General features: G+C 73.2%; 23 protein-coding genes and 1 tRNA gene. 8 read left to right on the top strand and 16 right to left on the bottom strand.

Annotation, left to right across the window (positions count from 1 at the left end; genetic code table 11):
- Positions 1-8: 8 nt before the first annotated feature.
- Together OHA30_RS04745 and OHA30_RS04740 are read right to left on the bottom strand one after the other, a co-directional pair.
- Positions 9-500, bottom strand: coding sequence for a GNAT family N-acetyltransferase (locus OHA30_RS04745; protein WP_328912534.1), 492 nt, complete (start codon positions 498-500; stop codon positions 9-11).
- On the bottom strand, positions 497-1525 hold the full coding sequence (locus tag OHA30_RS04740; RefSeq protein ID WP_328912533.1) for a saccharopine dehydrogenase family protein: 1029 nt from the start codon (positions 1523-1525) through the stop codon (positions 497-499). Before OHA30_RS04740 ends, OHA30_RS04745 begins: the two co-directional genes overlap by 4 nt.
- A gap of 102 nt (positions 1526-1627) precedes the next feature.
- Between OHA30_RS04740 and OHA30_RS04735 the strand changes: the two genes are divergently transcribed.
- Positions 1628-1894, top strand: a complete 267-nt coding sequence (locus OHA30_RS04735; RefSeq protein ID WP_328912532.1) for a DUF5302 domain-containing protein — start codon at positions 1628-1630, stop codon at positions 1892-1894.
- A gap of 117 nt (positions 1895-2011) precedes the next feature.
- A complete protein-coding gene (locus OHA30_RS04730; protein WP_328912531.1) occupies positions 2012-4021 on the top strand; it encodes a M3 family metallopeptidase in 2010 nt (669 codons plus the stop codon).
- Positions 4022-4352: 331 nt separating this feature from the next.
- Here OHA30_RS04730 and OHA30_RS04725 read toward each other — a convergent pair whose 3' ends face one another.
- The 7 genes from OHA30_RS04725 to OHA30_RS04695 form a co-directional block, all read right to left on the bottom strand.
- Entirely contained in the window at positions 4353-5744 is a 1392-nt protein-coding gene (locus tag OHA30_RS04725) for an IS4 family transposase (RefSeq protein ID WP_328912530.1), read from the bottom strand.
- A 168-nt stretch (positions 5745-5912) separates the two neighbouring features.
- Positions 5913-8654 carry a fumarate reductase/succinate dehydrogenase flavoprotein subunit gene (locus tag OHA30_RS04720; protein ID WP_328912529.1) on the bottom strand — a complete coding sequence of 914 codons (2742 nt, stop codon included), beginning with the start codon at positions 8652-8654 and terminating at the stop codon, positions 5913-5915.
- Positions 8654-9460 (bottom strand): ABC transporter ATP-binding protein, encoded by an 807-nt coding sequence (locus OHA30_RS04715; RefSeq protein ID WP_328912528.1) that lies wholly within the window; start codon positions 9458-9460, stop codon positions 8654-8656. Before OHA30_RS04715 ends, OHA30_RS04720 begins: the two co-directional genes overlap by 1 nt.
- 5 nt (positions 9461-9465) lie before the next feature.
- Positions 9466-10344, bottom strand: coding sequence for an ABC transporter permease (locus tag OHA30_RS04710; protein WP_328912527.1), 879 nt, complete (start codon positions 10342-10344; stop codon positions 9466-9468).
- Positions 10341-11768, bottom strand: a complete 1428-nt coding sequence (locus tag OHA30_RS04705; RefSeq protein ID WP_328912526.1) for an ABC transporter substrate-binding protein — start codon at positions 11766-11768, stop codon at positions 10341-10343. Before OHA30_RS04705 ends, OHA30_RS04710 begins: the two co-directional genes overlap by 4 nt.
- Before the next feature lie 11 nt (positions 11769-11779).
- Entirely contained in the window at positions 11780-12007 is a 228-nt protein-coding gene (locus OHA30_RS04700; RefSeq protein WP_328912525.1) for a 4Fe-4S dicluster domain-containing protein, read from the bottom strand.
- 124 nt (positions 12008-12131) lie between these two features.
- Positions 12132-12902: a GntR family transcriptional regulator gene (locus OHA30_RS04695; RefSeq protein ID WP_328912524.1), complete on the bottom strand. Its 771-nt coding sequence runs from the start codon at positions 12900-12902 to the stop codon at positions 12132-12134.
- Between the two features lie 273 nt (positions 12903-13175).
- Between OHA30_RS04695 and OHA30_RS04690 the strand changes: the two genes are divergently transcribed.
- The 3 genes from OHA30_RS04690 (at position 13176) to OHA30_RS04680 (ending at position 15873) form a co-directional block, all read left to right on the top strand.
- Entirely contained in the window at positions 13176-13517 is a 342-nt protein-coding gene (locus OHA30_RS04690; protein WP_328912523.1) for a hypothetical protein, read from the top strand.
- Positions 13518-13564: 47 nt separating this feature from the next.
- Entirely contained in the window at positions 13565-14746 is a 1182-nt protein-coding gene (locus OHA30_RS04685; RefSeq protein WP_328912522.1) for an MBL fold metallo-hydrolase, read from the top strand.
- A 62-nt stretch (positions 14747-14808) separates the two neighbouring features.
- Positions 14809-15873 (top strand): VanZ family protein, encoded by a 1065-nt coding sequence (locus OHA30_RS04680; protein ID WP_328912521.1) that lies wholly within the window; start codon positions 14809-14811, stop codon positions 15871-15873.
- Positions 15874-15884: 11 nt separating this feature from the next.
- Here the strand turns inward: OHA30_RS04680 and OHA30_RS04675 are convergent, their stop codons facing one another.
- Both OHA30_RS04675 and OHA30_RS04670 read right to left on the bottom strand, forming a co-directional pair.
- The gene (locus tag OHA30_RS04675; RefSeq protein ID WP_328912520.1) at positions 15885-16502 is read right to left on the bottom strand and encodes a GNAT family N-acetyltransferase; all 618 of its coding nucleotides are present in this window, start codon (positions 16500-16502) and stop codon (positions 15885-15887) included.
- On the bottom strand, positions 16499-19492 hold the full coding sequence (locus tag OHA30_RS04670) for a glycoside hydrolase family 2 TIM barrel-domain containing protein (protein ID WP_328912519.1): 2994 nt from the start codon (positions 19490-19492) through the stop codon (positions 16499-16501). The genes OHA30_RS04675 and OHA30_RS04670 overlap by 4 nt, the downstream gene beginning before the upstream one ends.
- 262 nt (positions 19493-19754) lie before the next feature.
- Here OHA30_RS04670 and OHA30_RS04665 point away from each other — a divergent pair, with 262 nt between their 5' ends.
- Positions 19755-20393, top strand: coding sequence for a hypothetical protein (locus OHA30_RS04665; RefSeq protein ID WP_328912518.1), 639 nt, complete (start codon positions 19755-19757; stop codon positions 20391-20393).
- Between the two features lie 44 nt (positions 20394-20437).
- Here the strand turns inward: OHA30_RS04665 and OHA30_RS04660 are convergent, their stop codons facing one another.
- Positions 20438-21340, bottom strand: a complete 903-nt coding sequence (locus OHA30_RS04660; RefSeq protein ID WP_328912517.1) for a transketolase family protein — start codon at positions 21338-21340, stop codon at positions 20438-20440.
- A 188-nt stretch (positions 21341-21528) separates the two neighbouring features.
- Positions 21529-22233 carry a transketolase gene (locus tag OHA30_RS04655; protein WP_328912516.1) on the bottom strand — a complete coding sequence of 235 codons (705 nt, stop codon included), beginning with the start codon at positions 22231-22233 and terminating at the stop codon, positions 21529-21531.
- 76 nt (positions 22234-22309) lie between these two features.
- On the opposite strand from OHA30_RS04655, the gene soxR reads away from it, so the two are divergent.
- Complete coding sequence (soxR, locus tag OHA30_RS04650; RefSeq protein ID WP_328912515.1) at positions 22310-22777, top strand: redox-sensitive transcriptional activator SoxR; 468 nt, start codon at positions 22310-22312, stop codon at positions 22775-22777.
- Between the two features lie 100 nt (positions 22778-22877).
- Here the strand turns inward: soxR and OHA30_RS04645 are convergent, their stop codons facing one another.
- The gene (locus OHA30_RS04645; RefSeq protein ID WP_328912514.1) at positions 22878-23171 is read right to left on the bottom strand and encodes a YiaA/YiaB family inner membrane protein; all 294 of its coding nucleotides are present in this window, start codon (positions 23169-23171) and stop codon (positions 22878-22880) included.
- Between the two features lie 165 nt (positions 23172-23336).
- Between OHA30_RS04645 and OHA30_RS04640 the strand changes: the two genes are divergently transcribed.
- Positions 23337-23410 (top strand) — tRNA-Pro (locus tag OHA30_RS04640).
- 349 nt (positions 23411-23759) lie between these two features.
- On the opposite strand, the gene OHA30_RS04635 is transcribed toward OHA30_RS04640, so the two are convergent.
- A complete protein-coding gene (locus tag OHA30_RS04635) occupies positions 23760-24998 on the bottom strand; it encodes a site-specific integrase (RefSeq protein ID WP_328912513.1) in 1239 nt (412 codons plus the stop codon).
- Entirely contained in the window at positions 24998-25345 is a 348-nt protein-coding gene (locus tag OHA30_RS04630) for a helix-turn-helix transcriptional regulator (protein ID WP_328912512.1), read from the bottom strand. The genes OHA30_RS04635 and OHA30_RS04630 overlap by 1 nt, the downstream gene beginning before the upstream one ends.
- Positions 25346-25362: the final 17 nt, after the last annotated feature.

Genomic DNA, 25362 nt, shown 5'->3' with positions numbered 1-25362 from the left:
CCGGCCGCTCAGGCGGGGGCGGGGACGTCCACGGACATCAGCGGCAGGGTGCGGCCGGGGATCGACCCCGACGGGACGCGGGAGACCGTGACCGCGCCCATGGCCCGGTAGAAGGGCTCGGCGTTGGGGTCGGCGTCGATCGTCAGCCGGGTGAAGCCGAGGCCGGCGGCGGTACGGACGGCGTGCCCGTACAGCAGCCGGCCCGCGCCGCGGCCCATCGCGTCGGGGGAGACGAAGAGCATGCCGACCGCGCCGAGCGGCGGCTCGCCCTCCAGCGTGACGAAGCCCAGCACCCGGCCGCCGTCGGCCTCCTCGGCGACGGTCGTCCGGTGGGCGGCGACCGTCTCCTCGTGGAGGGTGAGTTCGCCGCGGCAGGCGGCCATGAAGTCCTCGTCGTAGCCCCAGTACGCCTTCGAGCGCAGGGCCAGCGCGGTGAGCGCCGCGGCCTCCTGCGGGCGCGCCGCGCGCAGCCGGAGCGCGGCGGGCCCTTCGACGTTCACCACAGTGCGTCCATCGTGACGGTCACGCCGTCCAGGCCTGCCGCGAAGTCCGCGCCCATGGCCAGCGAGGGGGTCTGGAAACCGGGTTCGAGCCCCGGCAGCCGGGACATGATCCGCAGCACCGAATCGGCCGTCAGGCTGTACGGGTTGGGGCCGGTCAGCGTCGCCGTGACCGTGTTGCCCGCCGCGTCGCGGGCCCGCCCCCACACCTCGCAGCGCGACGAGTTCAGCCGGCGCTCGCCCGGCCCGCGCACCAGCCGGCCCACCGCGCCCGCCGCCACCCCGCTCAGCGGGCCGAGCCGCAGCGCCCGGGACGCGGCCAGCACGGGCGCGGGCAGCACGGTGTACGTGGTGATGTCCGGGATGCCCGTCGAGTGGTAGGCGGTGCTGACATCGCCCCACGGCACCGAGACCACCGTGCGCGCCCCGGAGGGAAAGGCCGCCCGCACCCGCCGCGAGCCGATCGGCACCGTACGGATCTCCCCGCCGGAACGGATCCGGCCGCCGTCGCGCATGCCCGCCAGCGCGGTCCGCGCGGTGCCGGGGCTGGGGCCGCCGCTGGTGAGGAACGCCAGGTCGAGCTGGGTGGCGTCCGGCAGCCGGTCGGCCAGCAGCGCGGCCACGCAGTCGGTGGGCACCACGTCGAAGCCCGCGCCCGGCAGCAGGGTGATCCCGGCGGATTTCGCCCGGCCGCCGAGCGCGTACAGCGACTCGAAGACATCGATTTCCCCGGTGATGTCCGCGTACGGCGTCGCGGTCTCCACGCACGCCGTCGCCATCGGCAGCGCGGTACGGGCGAAGGGGCCCGCGCAGTGCGCGACCGCGTCCACGCCCTTGAGGCCGCGGCGGACCGCGGTCGGGTCGTCCAGGCCGAACACCCGGTGCTCCAGGCCGAGTTCGGCGGCCAGCGGGACCAGCTTGGCGGCGTTGCGGCCGGCCAGCACCGGACGCAGGCCCTGGGTGGTGGCGCGGCGGGCGATCAGGCGGCCGGTGTAGCCCGTGGCGCCGTACAACAGCCAGGTCATGGTTCGGGTCCTCCTCCGAGGTCGTGACCGGAACCGTACACGCGCGGTCCACGGAGGCGATATCGGGTGGGCGCAGGTCGCGCGGCATGGGACTCTTGGGGCATGACCGACCAAGAGCACGAGGCCACCGTGGCCGCCGACGCAACCCCGCAGGACCCGGCCGCGGCCGACGACCCCGAGACGGCGCCCGAGGCGCAGGAGCCGGACGAGGACGAGGTGAAGCGGAAGTTCCGCGAGGCCCTGGCCCGTAAGCAGGGGGTCCGCGGCGGCGCGGGCGCCGCCGGCACCGGACCCGACCATTCCAAGATCCACGGCGCCCACGGCCGCGCCGGCGGACCCCGTGAGTTCCGCCGCAAGAGCGGCGGCTGATCCCCGAAGGGCCCGACGCCCGCCCCGGTCACCGACCCGGGCGGGCGTTCTCCGGGCCCGCGCGCGGGTCCGTGCTTCCCCTGCTCGCGCGGCCGCGCCCGGCGTAGGGTCGGCACGGTGACGAACCCGTTCCTCAGCCCGAGCACCCTGCCGTACGGACTGCCGCCGTTCGCGGACATCCGCGACGAGCACTATCTGCCCGCCTTCGAACGCGGCCTCGCCGAACACCTGGCGGAGGTCGAGGCCGTCGCCGCGGACCCCGAGCCGCCCACCTTCGCCAACACCCTGGAGACGCTGGAGCGCTCCGGAGCCCTGCTGGATCGGGTCCGGGCGGCCTTCTCCAACCAGGCGTCCGCCCATCTCACGCCCGCGCTGCGCGAGATCGAGCCGCGGGTCAGCGCCCTGCTGGCGGCCCACAGCGACGCGATCCACCTCAACGCCGACCTCTTCGCGCGCATCGACACGCTCCACAGGACCCGCGACACCCTCGGCCTGGACGCCGAGTCGCTGCGGCTGCTGGAGCGCTACCACACCCGCTTCCGCCGGGCGGGCGCCGAACTGTCCGGCGACGGCCGGCAGCGGCTGCGCGAGCTGAACGCCGAGATCGCCGCCGCCTCCACTGCCTTCGGCCAGAACGTCCTGGCCGCGACCACGGCGGGCGCCCTCGTCCTGGACGACCCCGCCCAGCTGGCCGGGCTGTCGCCCGACGCGATCGCGGCCGCCGCCGAGAACGGCCGGGCGCTCGGGCACGAGGGCGCGTGGGTGCTCAGCCTGAAGAACTTCTCCAACCAGCTGGAACTCGCCGCCCTTGAGGACCGGGACGTCCGCGAGCGGCTGCTCGCCGCGTCCCTGGACCGCGCCCAGGACACCAACGGCCCGCTCGCGATCACCCTCGCCACCCTGCGCGCCGAACGCGCGGCCCTGCTCGGGTACGACAGCCACGCCGCGTATGTCGTCGCCGACAACACCGCGGGCAGCACCGAGGCGGTCACCGGCCTGCTGGCCCGGCTGGTCCCGCCCGCCGTCGCCAACGCCCGCCGCGAGGCCGAGGCGCTCGCCGAACTCGCCGGCGGCCCGGTCGAGGCGTGGGACTGGGCGTACTGGTCGGAGAAGGTCCGCAAGCGGCGCTACGACATCGACCAGGCCGAGCTGCGGCCGTACTTCGAGCTGGACCGGGTGCTGCGCGAGGGTGTCTTCCACGCCGCCCACGAGGTGTACGGGCTGAGCTTCGCCGAGCGGCCCGACCTGGTCGGCTACCACCCCGACGTACGGGTCTTCGAGGTCTTCGACGCCGACGGCAGCGGTCTCGGGCTCTTCCTCGCGGACTTCTTCGCCCGCGACACCAAGCGCGGCGGCGCGTGGATGAACGCGGTCGTCGCCCAGTCGGACCTGCTCGGGCAGCGGCCGGTCGTCGTCAACAACCACAACATCCCGCGGCCCGCGCCGGGGGAGCCCGCGCTGCTGACGTTCAGTCAGGTCGACACGCTCTTCCACGAGTTCGGGCACGCGCTGCACGGGCTGTTCTCCGCCGTGCGCTACCCCTTCTTCTCCGGCACCGCCGTGCCGCGCGACTTCGTCGAGTACCCCTCGCAGGTCAACGAGATGTGGTCGCTGTGGCCCGAGGTGCTGGAGCGCTACGCGCGGCACCACGAGACGGGGGAGCCGCTGCCGGCGGAGGTCGTCCGCCGGATGGAGGAGGCCGCGCGCTTCGGCCAGGGCTTCGCGACCGTCGAGTACCTGGCCGCGACGCTGCTCGACTGGGCCTGGCACACGCTGCCGGCCGGCGAGCGGGTCGACGACCCGCTCGCCTTCGAGGCGGACGCCCTGCGGGCGGCCGGGCTCGACCTCCCGGGGATCCCGCCGCGCTACCGGACGACGTACTTCCAGCATGTCTTCGGCGGCGGGTACAGCGCGGGCTACTACTCGTACATCTGGAGCGAGGTGCTGGACGCGGACACGGTGGAGTGGTTCGTGGAGAACGGGGGGATGCGGAGGGATTTGGGCGGGTTGTTTCGCCGCGAGGTGCTGTCCCGCGGCGGGAGTGTGGAGGCGATGGGGGCGTTTGCCGCTTTGCGGGGGCGGGGGCCTCGCGTGGGGCCTCTGCTGGCGCGACGCGGCCTGGCGTAGGTTCCGTTTTTCCCGCCCGCCCACCCGTGCGGGTGCGTTTCCGTCTGCGGGTGCAACCTGTGGGCGGGTCGGGGCCAGTCCGGAGGTGACTCCTCGAACTGCGCATGTGACGTTCTTTGAGGTTGGTGCCCGGGAGTGTGCGCATTTCTGCGGGGACACCTCCTCCCCGTCCCCTCCGGCCCGGTTGGCGGCGAACGGTCGCGGGGTGGTGGTGAAAAGACCGGGCTCCGGCGGAGAGCCGCCGACGGTGGCGCGGTGCCACAAGAAGACCCGCAGACGAACGACTGCTCGCACGGGCGAGCGAAGCGAGATGGGGGTGCCCCCAATGCCGTCAAGTTTGGCGTTTGGGCTGGTGGGGGTGGGAGTTTGGGCTGTTGTGGTTGATGGTTGCGGTGATGTGGGCGGTGCCGGTGGGGACGGTCTGGCGTTTCTTGCCGTTGCCGATCTTGCCGGCGGCGTATTTGGACAGGGATCGTTTGACGAGGCGGTTGTATATCCGCAGGCGGCGTGGGGGTAGTGGGTGGTCGCGGAGGTAGGTGCCGACCGCGCCGAGCAGTCGGGCGTCTGGGGGACCGTCGATCTCGGTGGCGGTGGTGATGCCGTTGACGGTTTCACGCAGGGCCAGGGCGAAGCCCATCGCGGTGCAGGGCAGCCCTGCGGCGGTCCCGGCGCGGGCCATGACCAGGCGCAGGAGCTGGTAGCTGATCAGCAGGGCATGGATCTCCTGGGCCAGGCCGGCTGGGGTAGTGCAGTGCAGGACCCGGCCGCCGAGCATCGTGGACTTGACCGAGCAGAACGTCTCCTCGACTTCCCACCGGTCGTGGTAACAGGCGGCGATCGCGTCGGCGGGATGGGTGCGCCAGTTGAGCAGGCTGGTGGCCAGCAGCCATGTGCTGGTGCGGGTGCCCTGGTCGGTGGTGACCTGGACGGTGACGGCGATCGCGCGGACTTCGCGGCCGGCCCGCAGCGTCAGCCATGAGCCGTCGGGGTAGCGCTGAAGGGCCGGCAGGCGGGCGGTGCGGGGCAGCCGCACCGTGAAGTCGGCCCCGGTGGCGACCAGATCCGACAGGAACCCGGCCGCGTCGAACCCCGCGTCGAGCAGGACCAGCATTCCCGTGTGCAGGCTGCGCAGCAGCCGCCGGGCCGGAACGAACTCCCGGCCTGAGACCGGGCCGAAGACCGCATCGGCCAGGGTGCGGGTGGAGCAGTAGACCAAGGCGATCACCTGCACCAGCGGATAGCCCGCCGTGCCGTAGCGGTGCTTGTGCTTGCCCAGCCAGGCCCGGGTGGCCGCACTGTCCGGGACGGCCAGGACCGTGCCGTCGACCGCGCAGACCTCAAGGCCCCGCCACGGCTGCGGCACCGCGGCCGGGTGACGGCACAACTCGCGCAACAGCAACTGCAGCGGACGCGACCCCAGCCGCACCCGCGCCGCGTGCAGGCCCTGCCGGGTCGGGTCCGGCAACCCCGCGCCACCGAGCGCGGCACCCGCCATCCGGTACACCGCCCCCAGGGACACCGACCCGCACAACCCCTGCGCGACCAGCAGATAGACCACCACCCGGGCCGGCAGATCACGCACCCGCCGCTGCACCCGGCCCGTCCGCGCCAAAACCTCATCGACCACGGAGAACGGCAGCAGCCACGTCAACGGCCCCAGATGCCCCGGCGCGAAACACCCGGCACCTGCGGCCACCGAACGAGTAATGACAGACTCAGACACAGCAGGGCCCCTCCACGGATCCGGACTCGACACCCATATCCGTAGCGGGGCCCTGCCCCCGCTGTCCCACAAACACCCCAACCCCAACAACCCAACCCCCAAACTTGACGGCATTGGGGGCACCCCCAGGCGAAGCTCTGGGGGAGGGTGGGAGCACAGCCCGCGCCGCTAGGCGCGGGTCGGGCGGAGCGCCGCGCGGGCGAAGGCGCGGACGTCGGCGTCCGGGTCCGTACCCGCCGCCCGGAGGGCGGAGCGGACCGCGGGCTCGGCGGCGTGGGGGCCGAGCGAGCCGACGACGGCCCTGCGGACATCGGCGTGGGGGTCCGCGACCGCGGCGAGCAGCGCCGGCACGGCGACCGCCCCCGCGGCAGCGGAAAGACCGACCGCCGCCCCCTTCCGTACCTGCCACGCCGGATCACCCAGCGCCGCCACCGCGACAGCGGACAGCGGTTCCGGGCACCCGGTCGAGGCCAGCGACTCCAGGGCGGCCGCGCGTACCAGCGGATCGGCGTCCGTGGCCAGTTGCCCGAGCAGCGGAAGGCCCGCGGGCCCGCCCCCTGTGCCCAGGCTCTTCGCGAGAGCGACCCGCACCTCGCGGGAGGGGTCCGCCGCGGCCGGCGCCAGCGCGGTTACGGCGTCCACCGCGACCAGCGCGCGGATCGCCTCGATCCTGACCCGGGGGTCCGCGTCGCCCAGGACGGCGGCGAAGAGGGGTTCCCCGCCGAGCCGCAGCACGCGCAGGACCTCCGTCGCCGCGGCCCGCGCCGCCGCGTCGGGGAGCTTCAGCGCCGCCTCCAGACGTACGGCCAGGTCCGGGGACGGTTCCAGCACCTCGACCAGTTCCCGCAGGCCCGCGCCCGCCGCCTCCCGTACCCCGGGGTCGTCGTCGGCCAGCGCCGTTGCCAGTGCCGGGCCCGTACCCGCGGGGACGACCTCGGTCAGTGTGTCCACGGCCGCCCGCCGTACCGCGGGGTCCCGGTCCGCGAGATACGGTGCCAGCTCGGGCAACTCCGGCTCCTGCTCGGCCAGTTCGAGCAGGGTCAGAATCCGCGGTGAGCCCGTGTGCTTGGCAGTGGGCACGGTTGTCGCCGGGGCCGCCGCGCCCGGGTCGACCGGGGGCATCTCGCGCGGGCCCGCCGTGGCGACCTGCTCCGGCCGTACCTCGCCGATCACCCGTACCTCGCCGCCACCGGGCGAGAAGCCCTCGACCGGCACCACGTAGGGCGCCACCGGACGGGTCAGGAACTCCATCGAACCCCCCGGCCCCTTACGGAGGTTGAGGTGGTGCAGCCAGGCCGCGTCGTCCCGGAGCGGGTGGTCGGTGCGCTCGTGGTAGAGCCCCCAGCGGCTCTCCGTGCGGGCCAGCGAGGAGCGCGCCGCCATCTCCGCGCAGTCCCGGATGAAGGACACCTCCGCGCAGCGCATCAGCTCGTGCGGGGTCCGCGCGCCCATCTGCTCGATCTCGCCGCGCATCCGCTCGAAGGACTCCACGGCCAGCGACAGCCGGGCCCCGCTCTTGGGCGGCGCCACGTAGTCGTTGACGAACCGCCGCAGCTTGTACTCGACCTGCGGCTGCGGCGGCCCCTGCGGATGCCGCAGCGGCCGGTACACCAGCTCGTGCGCCTCGGCCAACTGGTCCTGCGGCAGCGGTCCTTCGTACGTGTCCTGGCCGGCCGCGTCCGCGCCCGCCAACTCCCCGTACACAAAGGCGCCGATCATGTAGTTGTGCGGCACGCAGGCCAGGTCGCCGGCCGCGTACAGCCCCGGCACGGTGGTGCGGGCGTGCTCGTCCACCCACACCCCCGACGCCGAGTGCCCGCCGCACAGGCCGATCTCGGAGATGTGCATCTCCACGTCGTGGGTGCGGTAGTCGTGGCCGCGTCCGGCGTGGAAGGTGCCGCGGGTGGGCCGCTCGGTGCTGTGCAGGATGCCCTCCAGCGCGGCGACCGACTCCTCGGGCAGATGGCTCAGCTTGAGGTAGACCGGGCCGCGCTCGGAGGCCACCTCGGCGGCGAACTCGCTCATCATCGCCCCCGACCAGTAGTCGGAGTCCACGAACCGCTCGCCGTGCCGGTTGACCTGGTAGCCGCCGAACGGATTGGCCACGTAGGCGCACGCGGGCCCGTTGTAGTCCTTGATCAGCGGGTTGATCTGGAAGCACTCGATCCCGCTCAGCTCCGCGCCCGCGTGGTAGGCCATCGCGTGCCCGTCCCCGGCGTTGGTCGGGTTCTCGTACGTGCCGTACAGATAGCCGCTCGCCGGCAGCCCGAGCCGTCCGGCCGCGCCCGTCGCCAGGATCACCGCCCCGGCCCGTACGGTCACGAACCGCCCGGTGCGGGTGTGGAAGCCCGCCGCGCCGACCGCCCGGCCGCCGGCGGTGAGCACACGGACCGGCATCACCCGGTTCTCGATCCTGATCCGCTCGCGCATCTCGCGCCGCCGCAGCACCCGGTAGAGCACCTTCTTGACGTCCTTGCCCTCCGGCATCGGCAGCACGTACTCGCCCGAGCGGTGGACCTTGCGCACCGCGTACTCGCCGTGCTCGTCCTTCTCGAACTTCACGCCGTAGCTCTCCAGCCGCCGCACCATCGCGAAGCCGCGGGTGGCGGTCTGCCGGACGGTGGCCTGGTTGACGATGCCGTCGTTGGCGCGGGTGATCTCCGCGACGTAGTCCTCGGGGGTGGCCCGGCCGGGCAGGACCGCGTTGTTGACGCCGTCCATGCCCATCGCGAGCGCGCCCGAGTGCCGGACGTGCGCCTTCTCCAGCAGCAGGACGGACGCGCCGCGCTCGGCGGCGGTGAGCGCGGCCATCGTCCCGGCCGTGCCGCCGCCGATCACCAGCACGTCGCAGCGCAACTCCTCGGCTTCGGCCAGGGCGGGAACGGCCATGGGGGACTCGTCGGTGGACATCAGACGGGGGCCTTCCAGGTCGCGGGGGTCCGGTCCGGGCGGGCGCCGGGGGAGCCGAGGGATTCGAGGAGCGCGCGGCGCAGGGCCGTGGTCGCGGGCGCGTCGTGCGCGGAGCGGTCGCGCGGCCGGGGTACGTCGCTGATCCTTACGGCGGGTCCGCCGCCGAGCAGCGCCACCCGGTCGCCGAGGAAGAGCGCCTCGTCCACGTCGTGCGTCACGAACACCACCGTGGCCCGCGAGGAGCGCAGCACGTCGACCACCAACTGCTGCATACCCGCCCTGGTCTGGGCGTCCAGCGCGCCGAACGGCTCGTCCATCAGCAGCACCCGGGGCTCGCCGGCCAGCGCGCGGGCGAGCTGTACGCGCTGCCGCTGCCCGCCGGAGAGCCGGTGCGGCAACCGGTCCTCGTAGCCCGCCAGTCCGACCCCGGCCAGCCACTCGCTCGCGCGGGCCCGGCGCTCGGCGCGGCCCACCCGCCGTATGGCGAGCGGCAGTTCGACATTGGCCCGGGCGGTGCGCCACGGCAGCAGCCCGTCCTCCTGGAAGACCAGGGCGCGCCCGCCGCCGGGGCCGGTCACCGGCTGCCCGTCCTCGTACAACTCGCCGTCCAGCAGCGGCAGCAGGCCGGCCAGCGTGCGCAGCAGCGTCGACTTGCCGCACCCGGACGCGCCGACCACGGTGAGGACTTCGCCGGGCACGACGTCGAGCGTGACGCCGTCGAGCACCGGGGTACGGCCGCGGCCGACGGCCGCGTCGCGCAGGGTGAGCCGGGCGCCGTCGGTCCGTCGGGGTTCGTGGAGGGTCATCGCGGTCACCTGCCGGGGGGTACGGGGATCGGTTGCGGGGCGGGGGCCGGGTCCGCCGCGCGCGGTGCCGGGCGGGTACGGCGGCGCACCGGGGACGGCCCCGCCGCGGACTCGGTGCGCGGCAGCCAGCGGGTGGCCCGGCGGCCCGCGAACTCGACTGCGGAGGAAGTGAGTTGGCCCAGCAGCCCGATGGTGAGCATGCCGACGAGCACCCCCGGATAGTCGACCACCGTGTAGTCCTGCCAGGTTCGGTAGCCGACGCCGTACTCGCCGGAGATCATCTCCGCCGAGATCACACAGATCCACGCCACCCCGATGCCGACCGACAGGCCGCCGAAGATGCCGGGCAGCGCGCCGGGCAGCACGACCTGCGCCAGCACCCGCAGCCGTCCGCCGCCCATGCTCAGCACGGCCTCCTCCCACACCGGGGCCAGCGCGCGCACCGCGTGCCGGGTGCTGACCAGCACGGGGAAGAAGGCCGCGGAGAAGGTGATGAAGACGATGCCCTGCTCGTTGCCGGGGAAGAGCAGGATCGCCACCGGCACCAGCGCGATGGCCGGAATCGGCCGGATCAGCTCGACCACGGGCCCGAGCAGGTCCTCCGCGAGCCGTGAGCGCCCGATGGCGATGCCCGCCGTCACCCCGAGCACGGCGGCCAGCCCGAAGCCGAGGAGGATACGGAACAGGCTGTCGCCGAGGTCCTGCCAGTAGACCCCTGTGTGCACCCGGTGGCCGAACTCCCGGCCGACCTGCCCCACCGTCGGCAACTGCTCGAAGTGCACCCACACATGGACCCGGTGGGAGGTCAGCAGCTGCCAGGCGCCGAGGAAGGCGGACAGCGAGAGCGCCCGCAGCAGATAGCGGTACGCCCGCCGCCCGCTCACGACGCCCCCTGTACGGCCTGCGCGAACGTGATCCGGTGCGCGCCCGGGTGCCCGGCCAGCCAGGTCCTGGCGTTGCCCGGCGTGGTGAACGGCTGGAAGCGGCTCCCGGCGTCCGCCGCCGGGTCCGACACCCACACCGCGTGGTCGGCGTACCAGCGGGTGCCGGTCAGCGCGTCCGGCACATAGGAGGCCCGTACCGCCGGGCCGGGGTGGCGCTTGAGGTAGCGCAGCAGGCAGCTCGGGGTGGTGAACGGCACGGTCCGCTCCTGCCCGGCCGGCCACACCTCGCTCGCCGTCGCCGGGTCCTCGACCCGGCCGCCGCACAGCGGGTCGGTGCCGGTGACCGGCGCCGGGTTGGCCAGTGCGGCGCGTTGCTTGTCGTAGTCCGCGCCGACCGCCCGGCGCACGAAGCTGTCGTCGGTGAAGCCGCTGATGTCGACGGCGCCGACCAGTTTCTCCGAGGCCAGCACCGGCACGTCCTTCTCCAGCGCGTCGAGGAGCTGCGGCTTGAGCGTCGGGTCGAAGGTGGCGATGCCGCCGGGGCCGTTGTAGAGGTAGACCACCTCCGGCGGCAGCCCGGTGGCCTTCGCGACCTGCTCCGCCGCCTCCAGCGGGTGCGCGTGCAGATAGCCGGTCGCTTTGATCTGCGCGGCCAGGAAGGCGTCCACGACGGTCGGGCGGTCCTGGGCGAAGGACGTGCGGACGGTCACGCCGTGGAAGGTCGGCAGATCCAGGTCGGCGCCGTCGTACAGCGCCTCGGCCCGGCCCTGGAAGACCAACTGCCCCGGCCACGCGACGAATTGCGACAGCGCGGCGACGCTGCCCGCCTGGAGGGCCGAAGCACCCACCGCCGGCTGCTGGTTGAGCTTGTGCAGATCCTTGTCGGCGTCGATCCCGCGCTCGCGCAGGGCCCGTACGAGGGTGCCGTCGGCCGCAGAGCCGACGCTCGTGGAGACCTTCCGGCCGCGCAGCTCGCTCAGGTCCGTGAGCTTCGAACCGGGCCCGGTCACCACCATGTTGAGGCCGCCGCGCAGGTTGTAGCCGGTCACCGAGACCAGTTCGGTACGCTGCCGCATCTGCACGCCGCGGGCCGCGTTGATCAGCAGCGGGTAGTCGCCCATCGACCCGATGTCGATCTTCCCTGCCATCATCTGCGCGGTGATCGGCGCGCCGGTCGCGTAGTCCTGCCAGTCGACCTTGTACGTGGTCCCGTCGCGCCTGCCGAGCGCGGTCAGTTCGTCCTCGAAGTAGCCGAGGGAGCGCAACAGGGTGCCCGCCGTCACGGTGTTGATCGTCTTGGACTGGTAACCGACGTGCACGGTGACGGTTCCGCCACCGCCTCCGTCGCCCGAACTCGTACCGCAGCCGGCCAGCGGCAGCAGCAGGGCGGCGGCGCCGGCCGCCGTGAGGAACTCGCGCAGCATCTCCGTACCTCTCAACGCAACAGATAGGGCATGTTGACCGTGACCGCGCCGGTCGGACAGCGGGCGGCGCACGGGCCGCAGTACCAGCACTCGTCCACGTGCATGAAGGCCTTGCCGCTGTCGGGGTTGATGGCGAGGGAGTCCAGCGGGCACATGTCGACGCACAGGGTGCAGCCGTCGATGCACAGGGACTCGTCGATGGTCACGGGTACGTCGGCGCGCTGGGGCACGACGGGCATGGCTGGCTCCAGGGACGGGACCGGGGGGTCCTGGTGAGGGGTACGGGGTCGCTTTCGGGCGGGCGTTGTGGCGGGGTGCGGGCGGGCGCGGTTACGGGCGGGCCCGGGTGCGTTCTGTGTGCCGTCAGGCGCCGCGGTGCAGTACGCCCCGCATGGTGATGCGGTCGCCGCGGAACCGGACGAACTCCAGGTCCACCGGGCGGCCGTCGGACAGATGGGTCAGCCGCTCCAGCATCAACAGCGCGGCGCCGCGCGGCGCTTCGAGCACGGCGGCCGAGTGCAGATCGGCGCTGACCGCCTCCAGGGAGATCTCGGCGCTGCCCAGCGGCTGGCCGGAAAGCTCCTCCAGCAGCCGGAAGATGTCGTTGTTCTCCAGGTCGGCGGTGAGCAGGCCCTTGCCGAGGTCCATCGGGATGTAGGTGAGGTCGAGGGACAGCGGCAGCCCGTCGAGGTGCCGCAGCCGCTCCACGTAGAGCACTTCGTCGTGCTCCGGGACGCCGAGGCGGCCGGCCACCGCGGCGGGGGCGCGGACCGGGTTGATCGCGCGGACCTCGTTGGTGACGCGGCCGTGCGGGTGCAGGGTCTCGGCCAGGCCCATCAGCCGGTCCAGGCCGTGCGGGTACTTCAGGCCGACGACGACCGTGCCCAGGCCCGGCACCCGCTCCACCAGGCACTCGGCGCGCAGCAGGTCCAGGGCCTGCCGCACGGTGTTGCGCGAGACCCCGTACTCGGCGCCCAGTGTGTCCTCGTGCGGCAGGACGCCGTCGGGGAAGCCCTGGCCGAGCACCTGGCGGCGCAGCAGGTCGGCGAGCTGCCGGGCCTGGTCCGCGCGCAGCCGGCGGCGCCGCGCGGCGGCCACCGGGGCGGTGTGCTCGCGGGTACGGTCGACGGGCATCGGGGGCTCCGGGGTGAGGGGCGGGTACGCGGGCTGCGGTGCGTCGGACCGGGTGGCCCGACCGCCGAGCACGGACCTTACCGACGGGCCGCCGCCAGAGGTGTTGCCGGATTGTTGCGCCATCTGACAGCGCGCCCACACCGCTGTGACCTGCGCATATGTCATCTCCTCGGGGAGATCTGCCACTTGCCGGACACTCCCGTCCCACCATCCGGTCACCCGCCCCCGGCCGCGAAATCCCGGTGCGGGGCCGCGCCGGGCCACGGTGGGCGGATGGGATGGACGATCACGCACGCGCTCGACCGTTTCACGGCGGAGGCGGGGGCCTTCGTGGCCGCCCGCCCGGTGGAGAACTCCGTGCCGCGCACGGTCTGCGGGGCGCTGCGGCGGCGGGGGACGGACGCGTACGGCGCGGAGCCGCCGCTCTTCGGCCGGTGGCGGCCGGCGGGCGCCGTGACCGTCTCGCGGGTGGCGGCGGAGGCTGGCGACGTACTGCTTTCGGCCGATCTTGCCGATCCGGTCGCCGGCGGGCGCTATCGGCGGCTCGGCCACGTCCCGGTACGTGATCATGTATCGATCGACTTCTCCGGCCCGGAGAGTGACGTCGCCGCATAATGGATCCGGCGGATACTCCGCCGTCCGTAGACCCGCCTGGAGGACCCGTGACCGGTGCCGGCCGACCGTCCCGCCTCGTGAAACTGCGTCCCGCCCCCTTCGGCGCGGACCCCACGGGTGCGCGGCTGGAACGTATCCTCGCGTCACCGAACTACGCGGACGGCGCCTTCGTGAACCCGGTCGGCGCCCGATCCGTGCCCAGCGGCGAGCTGATCAAGTCCCTCCCGGAGACCCTCCGCAAGGAGGCCCGGCTGTCGCGCAAACCGGCCAGGCCCATACCCGTGCACCCCACCACGCTGGCCGACCTGGCCAAGCCGCCGACCTCCGGGCTGCGGCTGACGTGGATGGGCCACTCCACGGTGCTCGCCGAGATCGGCGGGCGGCGGGTGCTGTTCGACCCGGTGTGGGGGGAGCGCTGTTCGCCCTTCGCCTTCGCCGGGCCGCGGCGCGTCCACCCCACCCCGGTCCCGCTGAAGTCGCTGACCGGTCTGGACGTGGTCGTCATCTCGCACGACCACTACGACCACCTCGACATGCCGACGATCAGGGCGCTGGTCGCCAGCGACGTGGTCTTCGCCGTGCCGCTCGGCGTCGGCGCGCACCTGGAGCACTGGGGGGTGGCGCCCGAGCGGCTGCGCGAGCTGGACTGGAACGAGTCGACCGAGATAGCCGGGCTCACCCTGACCGCCACGCCCGCCCGGCACTTCTGCGGGCGCGGCCTGCGCGGCCGCCAGCAGACCCTGTGGGCGTCGTGGGTGGTCACCGACGGCGCCCACCGGATCTACCACAGCGGTGACACCGGCTACTTCCCCGGCTTCGCGGACGTCGGCGCCGAACACGGGCCGTTCGACGCGACGATGATCCAGATAGGCGCGTACTCCGAGTACTGGCCGGACATCCACATGACGCCGGCCGAGGGCATCCGGGCGCATGTCGACCTGTCCGGCGGCTCACCGCTCGGCGTCATGCTGCCGATCCACTGGGGGACCTTCAACCTCGCCCAGCACGCCTGGGCCGATCCGGCCGAGGGCACGGTGGCCGCCGCCCGCGCGACCGGCTCGACGATCGCCACGCCGCGCGTCGGCGCCCCCTTCGAGCCCGCCGACCCCCGCCCCGACGACTGGTGGTGGCGCGAAGTCGCCCTCCCCCCGACCACCGGCTGGCCCACCCACCAGACTTCGACCCCGGCCGAGGCCGAAGCGGAAGAAGAACTCACCGCCGACCGCTGACGGGCGCCCCGCGCAGTGCCCCGGACGTCCGCCCCACGACCGCTGCCCGTGAAGGACCCCGCATGATCAGCGCGTCGTTCGGAGCCGTGCCCGGCCTCCTGCCCGCGTTCCTGCTGCTCACCGCACTGGCCGTACCGCCCGTCTGGTACGTCGCCCGGTTACGGGGCCGTCCCGTCGCGGCACGCGTGCTGTTCACGGCCGGCGTGGCGGGCGTCGTCTCGGTCACGCTGCTGCCGGGCAGCGGCAGCAGCGGCCAGGGCGCCGTGTGCGACACCGGGTCGCCGTTCGCCGTACTCACCACCTGGTCGACGGGCGTACTGCTGAACGTCGCGCTGTTCGCCCCCGCTCCCTTCTTCGCGGTGCTCGCCTTCAGACGCCCGCTGACAGTGGCCGCGTCCGCGGCGCTGGCCAGCGGCTTGGTGGAACTCCTCCAGGCGGAGAGCGACACCGGGCGCGCGTGCAGCCTCACCGACGTCGGCGCCAACACGGTCGGGGCACTGCTGGGAGCGGCCGCCGGAGCGCTGTGGCTGTGGCGGGGGAAGGGCGTGCGGCGGTCGGCCCCGCGGGCCGGACCGGACGCGGTCTGGGGCCTCGGCATCGCCGTGGTCGGGTTTCTGGCCCTGGCGGGGATCTTCCGCGGCTCGGTCAGCGGGTACGACGCGGGGGCGGCCGACCACGAGCGCCGGGCGGTGCTGCGGGCCTCCGCGGGCGCCGACGACTGGATCACCGCCGCCGCCGTGGACATCTTCGGCGCTGACGTGCGGATCAGGCAGACGCAGACGGTGAGGAGCGGCGACCGGCTGCACCTGGAGATCTTCACCGACCGCGGTGAACTCACCGGCTGGTGGCCGGACAGGACGCTGGAGCGAGGGGTCGCGCACGACAGCGGAGCCGACGCCGGAAGCATGACCGAGGAACAGGCCCGGGCGGTCAGTGAGCGGTTCACCCGGCGCTGGTTTCCGCGGGAGGCCGGCGGAGGCGGCGGAACCTCCCGTACGAGGGGAGATTCCGCCGACCGTATCCATCGGTTCACCTACCGCTCCACGGACGGGACGGCGACCCGGACGCGGCTGGAGGTCACCGTCGGCGGGGCCGGGCGCATCGTGGGCTTCCGGTATCTGTCCTGACGCCGCCGGGGTCAGGAGGTGGGGCGGGTGAGGAAGGTGAGGTCGGGGATCGAGGGGACCGTGATCTCGTGGAAGCCGAGGCGGTCGTAGAACGCGCGGGCGCGGGTGTTCGTGCGCAGCATGCCCAGGTGCACTGACGGCACCCCCTGGTCGGCCAGCGCCGCGAGGAACGCCTCCATCAACGCCCGCCCGTGCCCGCCGCGTTGGAAGTCCGGCAGCACATCGATGTGCAAGTGCGCCGGATACGCGGCCACTTCGGGCACGATCATCCGCTCGGGAGTGTGCAGCAGCCCGGCCATCACCTCGCGGAGACCGACCGGTTCGCCCTCCGGCGCCGGCCATCGCGCGGCGACCGTCGGCAGCCACTCGTCGCGGAAGCGCTTGGCGAACCGCGCGGTGTCGCCCGTGCCCAGCACATAGCCGACCGCCTGCCCGTGCCCGTCGTCCACCACGAAGGTCAGCTCGGGCTCCAGCACGGCGTACGGCGCCGCGAAGATCGAGCCGACCAGTTCGCGGTCCTCCCGCGCGTAGTCCCCGCTCGCGTCCTCACCCGCGTCGGCGGTCCGCAGACAGATGTCGTACAGGGCGGGCAGATCGGTGGGCCGGTACGGGCGGACCGAGGGAGTCACCGTTCCTCCAGGTGGGTGAGGCCGAGGGGGTCGGCGGGGTCGTCGGACTCGTCGTCGGGGCGGGCGGCCAGGGTACTGAACGTGAACGAGAAGGCCGCGGGCGCCGCCTCCAGCCGGTGCTCGGGCAGCACACCGGGCCCGCAGGAGTGGCTGCCGACGCCGTGCAGTCCGTGGTCGAGATGCAGCCAGAGCCGGTCGGAGGGCGCCAACTCGTAGGTGTGCCCTGCCTCGTCGAGCGCCCGCGTGCTCCACCGCCGCGCGGTGAACCAGAACGCGGGCGCCCCCTCCACCCGTATCCCCGAGCCGTCCAGCCGCCGCATCTCGGCCCAGCGCACATCGGCGCGGGCCCCGTTCTCCTGCGGCCGGACGTACGGCGTCTGGAGCGCGTCGACGGCCGAGCGGTACCGCCCGATCCGGGACGCCCGGCGGGTGTCGGGGTACGCCTCGCCGGGCCCGCCGCCGTACCACTCGACGGTGTCGAGCGTGGGGCACAGCCCGGCCCGTACGCCGAGCCGGGGGAGCGGCAGCCGCCAGTCGCCCTCGGGCACGACCTCGACGTCCAGCCGCAGCCGGTCGCCGGTCGCGGCCCAGGTGTACGTGGTGCGCAGGCCGAGGTCGGAGGCGGCCGGGGCGACCCGGGTCACCACGGTCAGGGTGTCCCCGCCGACCGTCACCCGCTCCACCCGGTGCCGCATCCGGTCCAGGCCCAGCCGCCGCCACTGCCGGTCCAACTGGCTCTCGGGGGCCCACTCCGCGCCGCGGTCGTTGTCGGTCGGGGCCCGCCACACGTCCAGTTCGGGGCCGTGGACGGCGTTGCCGCTGAAGTACTTGAGCACGCCGCTCGCCGCGTCGAAGGTACCGGGCCCGAGCACGATCACCCCACCCTCGGCGAACCGCGGGCTGTGCGGACGCCCGCCGCGTACCACCGCGGGACGGCCGGCGCTCTCCTCGGCCGCCGCGAACTGCGTCCACGCCACCTCGTGCCCGGACGGCGCCCACGCGGTGTCCTCCGCGAGCACCGCCCGTACGGTCCACCACGCCTCGCCGCCCCCACGGGACCTCGGCATCCGCGGCAGCTCCACCACCGCGCCCTCGCCCGGCCCGAGATCGGGCACCTTGAGCCGCCCCTCGTCACAGACGAAGCCGTCCACCTCGTACACCCAGCGGAAGGTCAGCGCCGAAAGGTCCGCCATGTCATGGAGGTTGGTGACCGTCACCACACCGCGCCCTGCGTCACCCTCGATCCGTACCGGCTCGATCACCTTCTTCAACTCGACCAGACCGGGCGACGGCGTACGGTCGGGGAAGAGCAGCCCGTCGCAGACGAAGTTGCCGTCGTGCAGCTCCTCGCCGAAGTCGCCGCCGTACGCGAAGTACGGGGTCCCGTCCGGCGTGCGCCGCCGCAGCCCGTGGTCGATCCACTCCCAGACGAAGCCGCCCTGGCAGCGCTCGTACGTCTCGAAGACCCGCTGATACTCCGTCAGACCGCCGGGGCCGTTGCCCATCGCGTGCGCGTACTCGCACAGGATGAACGGCAGTCGGCGCCGACGCCGGTCCAACTCGGCGTCGGCCAGCGGCGGTTCCTCGCGGCGGCCGATCAACTCGCACTCGGCGTGGTCCGCGTACATCCGCGAGTACACATCGGTGTCGGCGCACGACGGGTCGCCCTCGTAGTGGATCGGGCGGGCCGGGTCGCGCTCCCTGATCCAGGACGCCATCGCGGACAGACCGCGGCCGGTGCCGCACTCGTTGCCGAGCGACCACATCACCACCGAGGGGTGGTTCTTGTCGCGCTCGACCATCCGCGCCGCCCGGTCGAGCAGCGCGGGCGTCCAGCGGTCGTCGTCGACCGGGTTGCGCCGCCAGCCGACCTCCTCGAAGCCGTGCGTCTCCAGATCGCACTCGTCGACCACCCACACCCCCAGCTCGTCGCACAGATCGAGGAAGGCCGGGTGCGGCGGATAGTGGCTGGTGCGGACCGCGTTGACGTTGTGCTGCTTCATCAGCAGCAGATCACGGCGCATCGTCTCGCCGTCCACCACCCGGCCGTGGTCCGGGTCGAACTCGTGCCGGTTCACCCCGCGGAAGAGAACGCGGCGCCCGTTGACCTTGAACACGCCGTCCTCGACCGCGACGGTACGGAAGCCGATCCGCAGCGGAACGCGCTCGCCCTCGGTGGCCAGTTCCGCGTCGTACAGCCGCGGCGCCTCCGCCGACCAGGGCTCGACGGGGAACGTCACCTGCTCGCCGGTCGGGATGTCCAGGCCGAGTTCGGGGACGGTGACCGTGCCGGCGGGTGAACAGTCCACCCGCAGCGTGCCGTTGCCGGTGGCGTGGTCGTAGCCGCAGTGCACGAAGAAGTCGGTGACCGCGCCCTCGGGCCGCTCGATCAGCGTGACGTCCCGGAAGATACCGGGCAGCCACCACATGTCCTGGTCCTCCAGATAACTGCCGGACGACCACTGGTGGACCCGTACCGCCAGCACGTTCCCGTGCGTCCTGAGCAGCTCGCCGACCTCGAACTCCACCGGCAGCCGGCTGCCCTTGAACGTGCCCAACTCCTGGCCGTTGAGCCACACCCGGGCACAGGACTCCACCCCGTCGAAGCGCAGCAGCGCGGCGCCGCCCGGCCAGTCGTCCGGCAGATCGAAGACCCGCAGATGGTCACCGGTCGGATTCTGCGTCGGCACATACGGCGGATCGACAGGGAAGGGGTAGCGGATATTGGTGTACGCGGGCCGCCCGTGCCCCTGGAGCGGCCAGTGCGACGGCACCGCGAGCACGTCCCAGCGCGAGGCGTCGTAGCCGGGACGCGCGAAGGACTCGTCCTCCGCGTCCGCCGTGGCCGAAAGGCGGAACCGCCAGGCGCCGCCCAGATTCACCCGCCGCGCGTCGGACGCCGCCGTCCAGGCGCGGGGCGGGAGCGCTCCCGCGCCGGGGGACACGTCCTCGTAGTAGGGGAGTGTCCCGGACGGTGGTGCCTCGTGCATGGTGCTGCTCCTCGGGGTCCTCGGGCGCGGGCTCGGACGTATGAGCCGTCGAATGGATCTGCGAGTGGGTCCGCGGGTCCGATTCTCCAGAGGTGATGGCCTCCGACGCCAGATGCATCGGTCACGTATTCGCCATGCGTCCGGCAGCGGTCGGCCCAGGGCCGCCGACGTGGGCGAACGGCCCTGTGCTGTAACGGACTTGACCGTTCCCCCGGCGCGCTGCGATCCTGCCCGCCCGTAGAGCCCTTGGGGGGAAACCGAGATGGCCCACTCACTCGCCGCTGCCGCCGGGCTGGCGCAGGTCCAGCCGATCTCCGGGCTCGGCGGCCGGACGGCCTTCCTCCTGATCGCGGTCGTGGTGGTGATCGTGGCCGTCGTCGCGGTCATCCCGCTGATCATGGACGTCCGCCGGGCCACCGCCTGGCGCCAGCAGCTCACCGACCGGCTGATCGACCGGGCCGCGGACGACGCGGAGGTACGGGACTTCCTGCGCGATCTGCGCGAGCCCCGGGGGGTGCGCGGGCTCACCCGCAGCATCATCGCCGTGCTGATCCTGGCGCTGGTCGGCTTCGCGCTCGCGGTCACGATGCTGTCGACGGACGGCGACGCCGCCGATCTGCGCAAGACCATCGTGACCGCGCTGATGACCGTGCTGGCCACGGTCTCCGGCTTCTACTTCGGCACGCTGGGCGCGCAGAACAGCGCGGACGACGCGCGGCGGCACGCGGCAGCGGTGGCGCGGGACGGGAAGGGCGGGGCGGACGGCGGTGGCGCGGGGGCGGCATCGGGGGCCGCTGCGGGGGTTGCTTCGGCCGGCGGGGGGCCGGGCGGTGCCACTGATCCGGCCGATCCCGCCGGTTCCGCTGATTCCGCTGATTCCGGGTCGGAGGACGACGCCTGACCGGCCGCGGGCCCGGGTCGGTGAAGCCCGCGGCCCGGCCGCGCTCAGACCGGCAGGAAGGCGTCGATCCGTCCCCGTAGCCCCGCCGCGTCCAGACCGTGCCCGGCGACGTGCTCCTGCCAGGTCCCGTAGTGCCGGAACTCCGCGCGCCCGGTGCCCAGCGCCAGCACGCGGTGCGGGACGTCGAGCAGCGCCTCGCTCGCGGCGGCGGCCGAGGTCCCCGCGAGATACGGCTCGACCAGCACCAGGTCGGCCGCGTCCGCCCGGCCCACCGCCGTCCGTACGGTGTCCGCGTCGAAGGGCCGTACGGTCGAGGCGTACAGCACCGTGACGTCCCGCCCGCTGGTCGCGTCGAGCACGGCGTCCAGCAGGGGGCCGACCGCCAGCACCACGCCGTTCCGGCCCTCGCGGATCACCGTGAAGCGGCCCGGCGAGACCGGCAGCGCGGCGATGTTCGTCTGCTCGCTGAGGCGTACGTACACCCGGCGGTCGCCGTCGGCCGCCGCGTGCCGCAGCAGCGCCTCGGCCTCGTCCGGGTGCCCCGGCACATGGACGGTCCAGTCGTCGAGGGTGTCGAGCAGCGCCACGTCGCCGGGCGCCTGGTGGGTACGGCCGCCCGACGCGATGTCGTACGAGCCCGCGGCGCTCACCAGCACCGCGCCCACGCCCTGGTGGCCGAGGTCCAGCTTCACCTGCTCGAAGGGCCGCTCGATCAGGAAACTGGCGAAGGTGTGCGCGATCGGCCGCAGGCCGGTGAGCGCGAGCCCGCCGGCCGCGCTGATCAGGAGCTGTTCGCGGATTCCGACGTCGATCACCCGGTCCGGATGCGCGCGGGCCGCGTCGCGGAAGCGGTCGCCGGAGATCACGGCGAGGACGACGGCGAGCCGGGGGTCCTCGTCGAGCAGGGCGCCGGCGACGGTGCCGAAACGCTCACGCATGGTGTCCATGGAAGGGGGTCTCCTCGGGGGTTGGGGGGTTGGGGGGCGGTGGCCGGGCGGCCGGGGGGCGGGGGTGGGGCTCGCGTCCAGGGGTGCGACGCTGTCGCGGGGCTCGCGTTCAGGGGTGCGGCGGCCGTCGTGGGGCTCGCGTCCAAGGGGCGCGGCGGCCGTCGTGAGGGTGGCGCCCGCCGGCTCGCTCAGCTCTTGGTTTCGACGCGGGCCACGACCGCGTGCGGCCGGCCCGGGTGCGGCGCGGTGAACGCCTCGTACAGCGCCTCGTGGTCCCGCCCGTCGACCGTCACCGCCGACCAGCCCTCGGCCGCGAAGCGCGAGGCCAGGCCGCCGGGCCAGCCGTACGTGGCCGACTCGTTGTCGACCGCCACCACGTGCAGCCGGTTCAGGCCCACCGCCCCGGCGAACTGCACGGCCTCGTGATTGCTGCCCTCGTCCATCTCGGCGTCCCCGACCAGTACCCACACCGCCGGGTCCGTCAGCCCCTGCGCCCGCAGCCCGAGCGCGCTGCCCACCGCGAGCGGCAGCCCGTGCCCCAGCGACCCCGAACCGATCTCCGCCCCCGGCACCAGCGTCCGGTCCGGATGGTGGCCGAGCGGGGAGTCGTACGCCCCGAAGCCGCTCAGCCACTCGCGCGGGATGAAGCCCTTCGCGGCGAGCACGGCGTAGTACGCCATCGGCCCGTGGCCCTTCGACAGCAGGAAACGGTCCCGCTCCGGGTCGTCCTCGTGCTCCGGCGAGACCCGCAGGACCCGGTCGTACAGCACCCACAGCGCGTCGAGCGTGGAGGTGGCGGCGGGTCCGTGCTTCTCGTCGCCGGTCATCAGCGACATCAGCGGCCGCAGGTCGTCGTACCCGTGGGCCGGGGGTGTCGTCGTTCTCGTCGTCATGCACCGACTCTGCAACTTCAAGTCCACTTGAGGTCAAGCGCCACCCGCGGGCCGCGTCCGACTACCCTCGGACGCCATGAGTCTCTCCAGCCGCGACCAGCTCCCGATCGGTGAGCTGGCCACCCGCAGCGGTTACGCGGCGTCCGCCCTGCGTTACTACGAGGAACTCGGCCTGATCCGGTCGGAACGCACTCCGGGCGGCCAGCGGCGCTACCGGCGCTCGACGCTGCGGCGGCTCGCGTTCATCCGCGCGGCCCAGCGGATCGGGCTCTCGCTGGACGAGGTACGGGACTCGCTCGCGCACCTTCCGGTCGACCATGTGCCGACCTCGGCGGAGTGGGACAGCGTCGCGCGGACGTGGGAGCGGCGGATCGACGACCAGATCGCGGACCTCCAGCGGCTGAAGTCCGCGCTCACCGGGTGCGTGGGGTGCGGCTGTCTGTCGTTGACGCGGTGCTCGCTGTACAACCAGGAGGACGTGGCGGGGCACCGTGGGGCGGGGGCGCGGTATCTGCTGGGGGACGAGGCGCCTCCGGCGGGGTGAGGGGGCTTGTCGTGAGCCCGAGCGCCGCGAGCCGCGCGCCGACTGGCGGGGTCAGGGGTGGCGCGGCTGGCGGGCTCAGGGGGCGGGTCGAGCTGAGGGCTCAGAGGCCCTCGACCTTGAACGGGTCGTGCTCGGCCAGCAGCTTGTCGAGCCGCGCCTGATCGACCCGGCTGGTCACCTGGCCCACTTCCTGGCGGTCCCTGATCACCTTCGCCAGCGTGAACGCGGAGGTCACCACGTACAGCAACCCGACCGCCAGGAACGCCCGTACCCATCCCCCGACCGGGAGATAGGCCACCCCCACCACCATCGCCCCGAGCGCGATCACGAACGAGATCGCGGCCTGCGCGGCGTACGCGGCGGTCGTCTGCTGCTGTGGAATCACCTTCGTCATGCCCCCAGGTTCCGCCGGTGTGACCGGCGGCACATGAGTACCGGTACTCATCCGTCCTGAGGCCCTTCCCCCACCCCTCGGGGTGCGAGCGATCACCCCCCGAGGTGCGGTATTGTTCTCATGCGCGGTCACCCCGGGGTCCCAAACCCCGAGCCGATCGAGCACCGGGACGTGGCGCAGCTTGGTAGCGCACCTGACTGGGGGTCAGGGGGTCGCAGGTTCAAATCCTGTCGTCCCGACAGAGGCACAAAGGGCCGTCGGCCGGAGGAAACTCCAGGTCGGCGGCCCTTTCGCTGACGCCACGTCAATTCCGCGCGCAGCCGCCCGCGTGCTGTCCGGGCCTGTTCTGGGACCACTTTGGGACCACGGGCGTCCGCGAGGGGCGTTCTGTGGGCTTTTGTCCACTGGTTGAGCCCTCGATTTTGCTCACTCTGTGTGATGTCCGCAGGTTGTGGGCGGCTGTTTTCAGCCAACATTTCGATGAGATCCAGCCATGGCGGAAGTGCGGTCTGCCCGCCCCTGGCATGGCTTTGCCCGCTGCCCCGGTGGTGCGGGGGCGGCGGGCAAAGGGGGGTGTTGTGTGGGTGGTCAGTTCACGGGGTGGAGGTGCCTGGGGTGTTGTGCGGTCGGGGCGGGGGTTGTCGGGTGGGTGTGTCCGGTGGCGAGGTGGGCGCTGAGGGCTGCGCCTGCGCGTTGTAGGGATTGTTTGTCGGGGTGGAGGTAGCGCTGGGTGGTGGTGAGTTGGCCGTGGCCGGCGATTTCCTTGAGGACGTGGAGGGGGATGCCTGAGTCGGCCATCCAGGTCAGGCCGGTGTGGCGCAGGTCGTGGCGGCGCAGGTGTTCGTAGCCGAGGCTGATGACGACGTCGTCCCAGTGGGTGGCGTCGCGCAGTACGGCGGTGGTGATGCGTCCGCCGCGTGGTCCGGTGAACAGGCGGGCGTGGGGGGTGAGTTTGGCGCGTTCCACCCGCCACAGGACCATGGGCCGGATCTCGGGGATGAGGGGGACGGTGCGCCTGCGTTTGCCTTTGGTTCCTTTGTCGGCCAGTCCGCCGGGGCTGGGGGTGGTCTGGCGGCAGACGTCCCAGGTCCAGTCATGGAGGTTGATGTCGCAGACGCGGACTCCGGAGACCTCGCCTATGCGTGTGGCGGTGCAGGCGGCGAACTCGACGACGTCGCCCCAGCCCTGGAATTCGCCGTGGGAGCGGGCGACGAGGGCAGTGGAGAGTTCCCGCAGCGCGGCCCAGTCGCGCAGGGCGAGACTGCGGGGGTCGTCGAGTTCGTCCTCGGCCTGTTTGTAGGCATACTGCCAGCCGTACAGGCGTGCGGGGTTGATGTCGATCAGGCCGTCGCGCCTGGCCTGTTCCATGATGCGGACCAGCGGGGAGATGGTGTTCTTGATGGTCGATTTGCCGACCTGGTCGGCGATCCATCCGTGTACGGCGCGGTCGGCGAGGCCGTTGGTGATCGCGGTGACCTTCAGGTGGCCGAGGGTGGGGATGACCCGAAGCCGCCATCCGCACATGTAGGGGGAGAGTGTTTTGGGTTCGAGTCCGCGCATGGCCAGGTCCATGACGGACTGGCCGTACTCGGCCAGGGTGGATTCGGCGATGTCCGGGGTGATGCCCCGGCCGGCCAGGCGCCTGACCCGGTCGATCCACTTCTGGGCGGCGTCGGTGGTGGGGAGCATCTCGGAGACCGAGGCGCGGCGCCTGGTGTGCGGGTCGATCCAGCGGGCGCGGGCGCGGTGGGGGTTGGGGCTGTCCGGCCGGTACTCGATGTCGGTGGAGACGGAGACGCCCAGGGGCAGGGTGATCGGCTGGGACATCAGGCGGCCAGGGCGGGGTCGATACGGCGTGCGGACAGCCACGTCTGGACGTCGGTGTCGCTGTACAGGGTCCGGCGGCCGCCGATCGGTACGAACGGCGGGCCCTGCAGGGGGGTCGCGGTCCGCCATCGGCGCAGCGTCGAGGCGTCGACGCCCAGCAGCGCGGCCAGTTCCTCGGTGGAGTACCAACGGCCGTGCAGGAGACCGGGGGGAGGTGTGTCGGGCGTCCGGTCGGGTGTCTGGTCGGGCTGGACCGCCGGCCCCGGTGATACGGGTGCCGCGGGTGCTGTGGCGGTCGGGGTGGCGGGTTGTCCGGGCTGGGCAGGGTGCGGGTGCGGGTGCGGCATGATGGAAGCGCCTTCGT

The sequence above is a fragment of the Streptomyces sp. NBC_00223 genome (assembly GCF_036199905.1).
GTDB lineage: Bacteria > Actinomycetota > Actinomycetes > Streptomycetales > Streptomycetaceae > Actinacidiphila.
The sequence above is the reverse complement of the archived record's forward strand: the minus strand, read 5'-3'. Positions and strand labels throughout refer to the sequence as shown.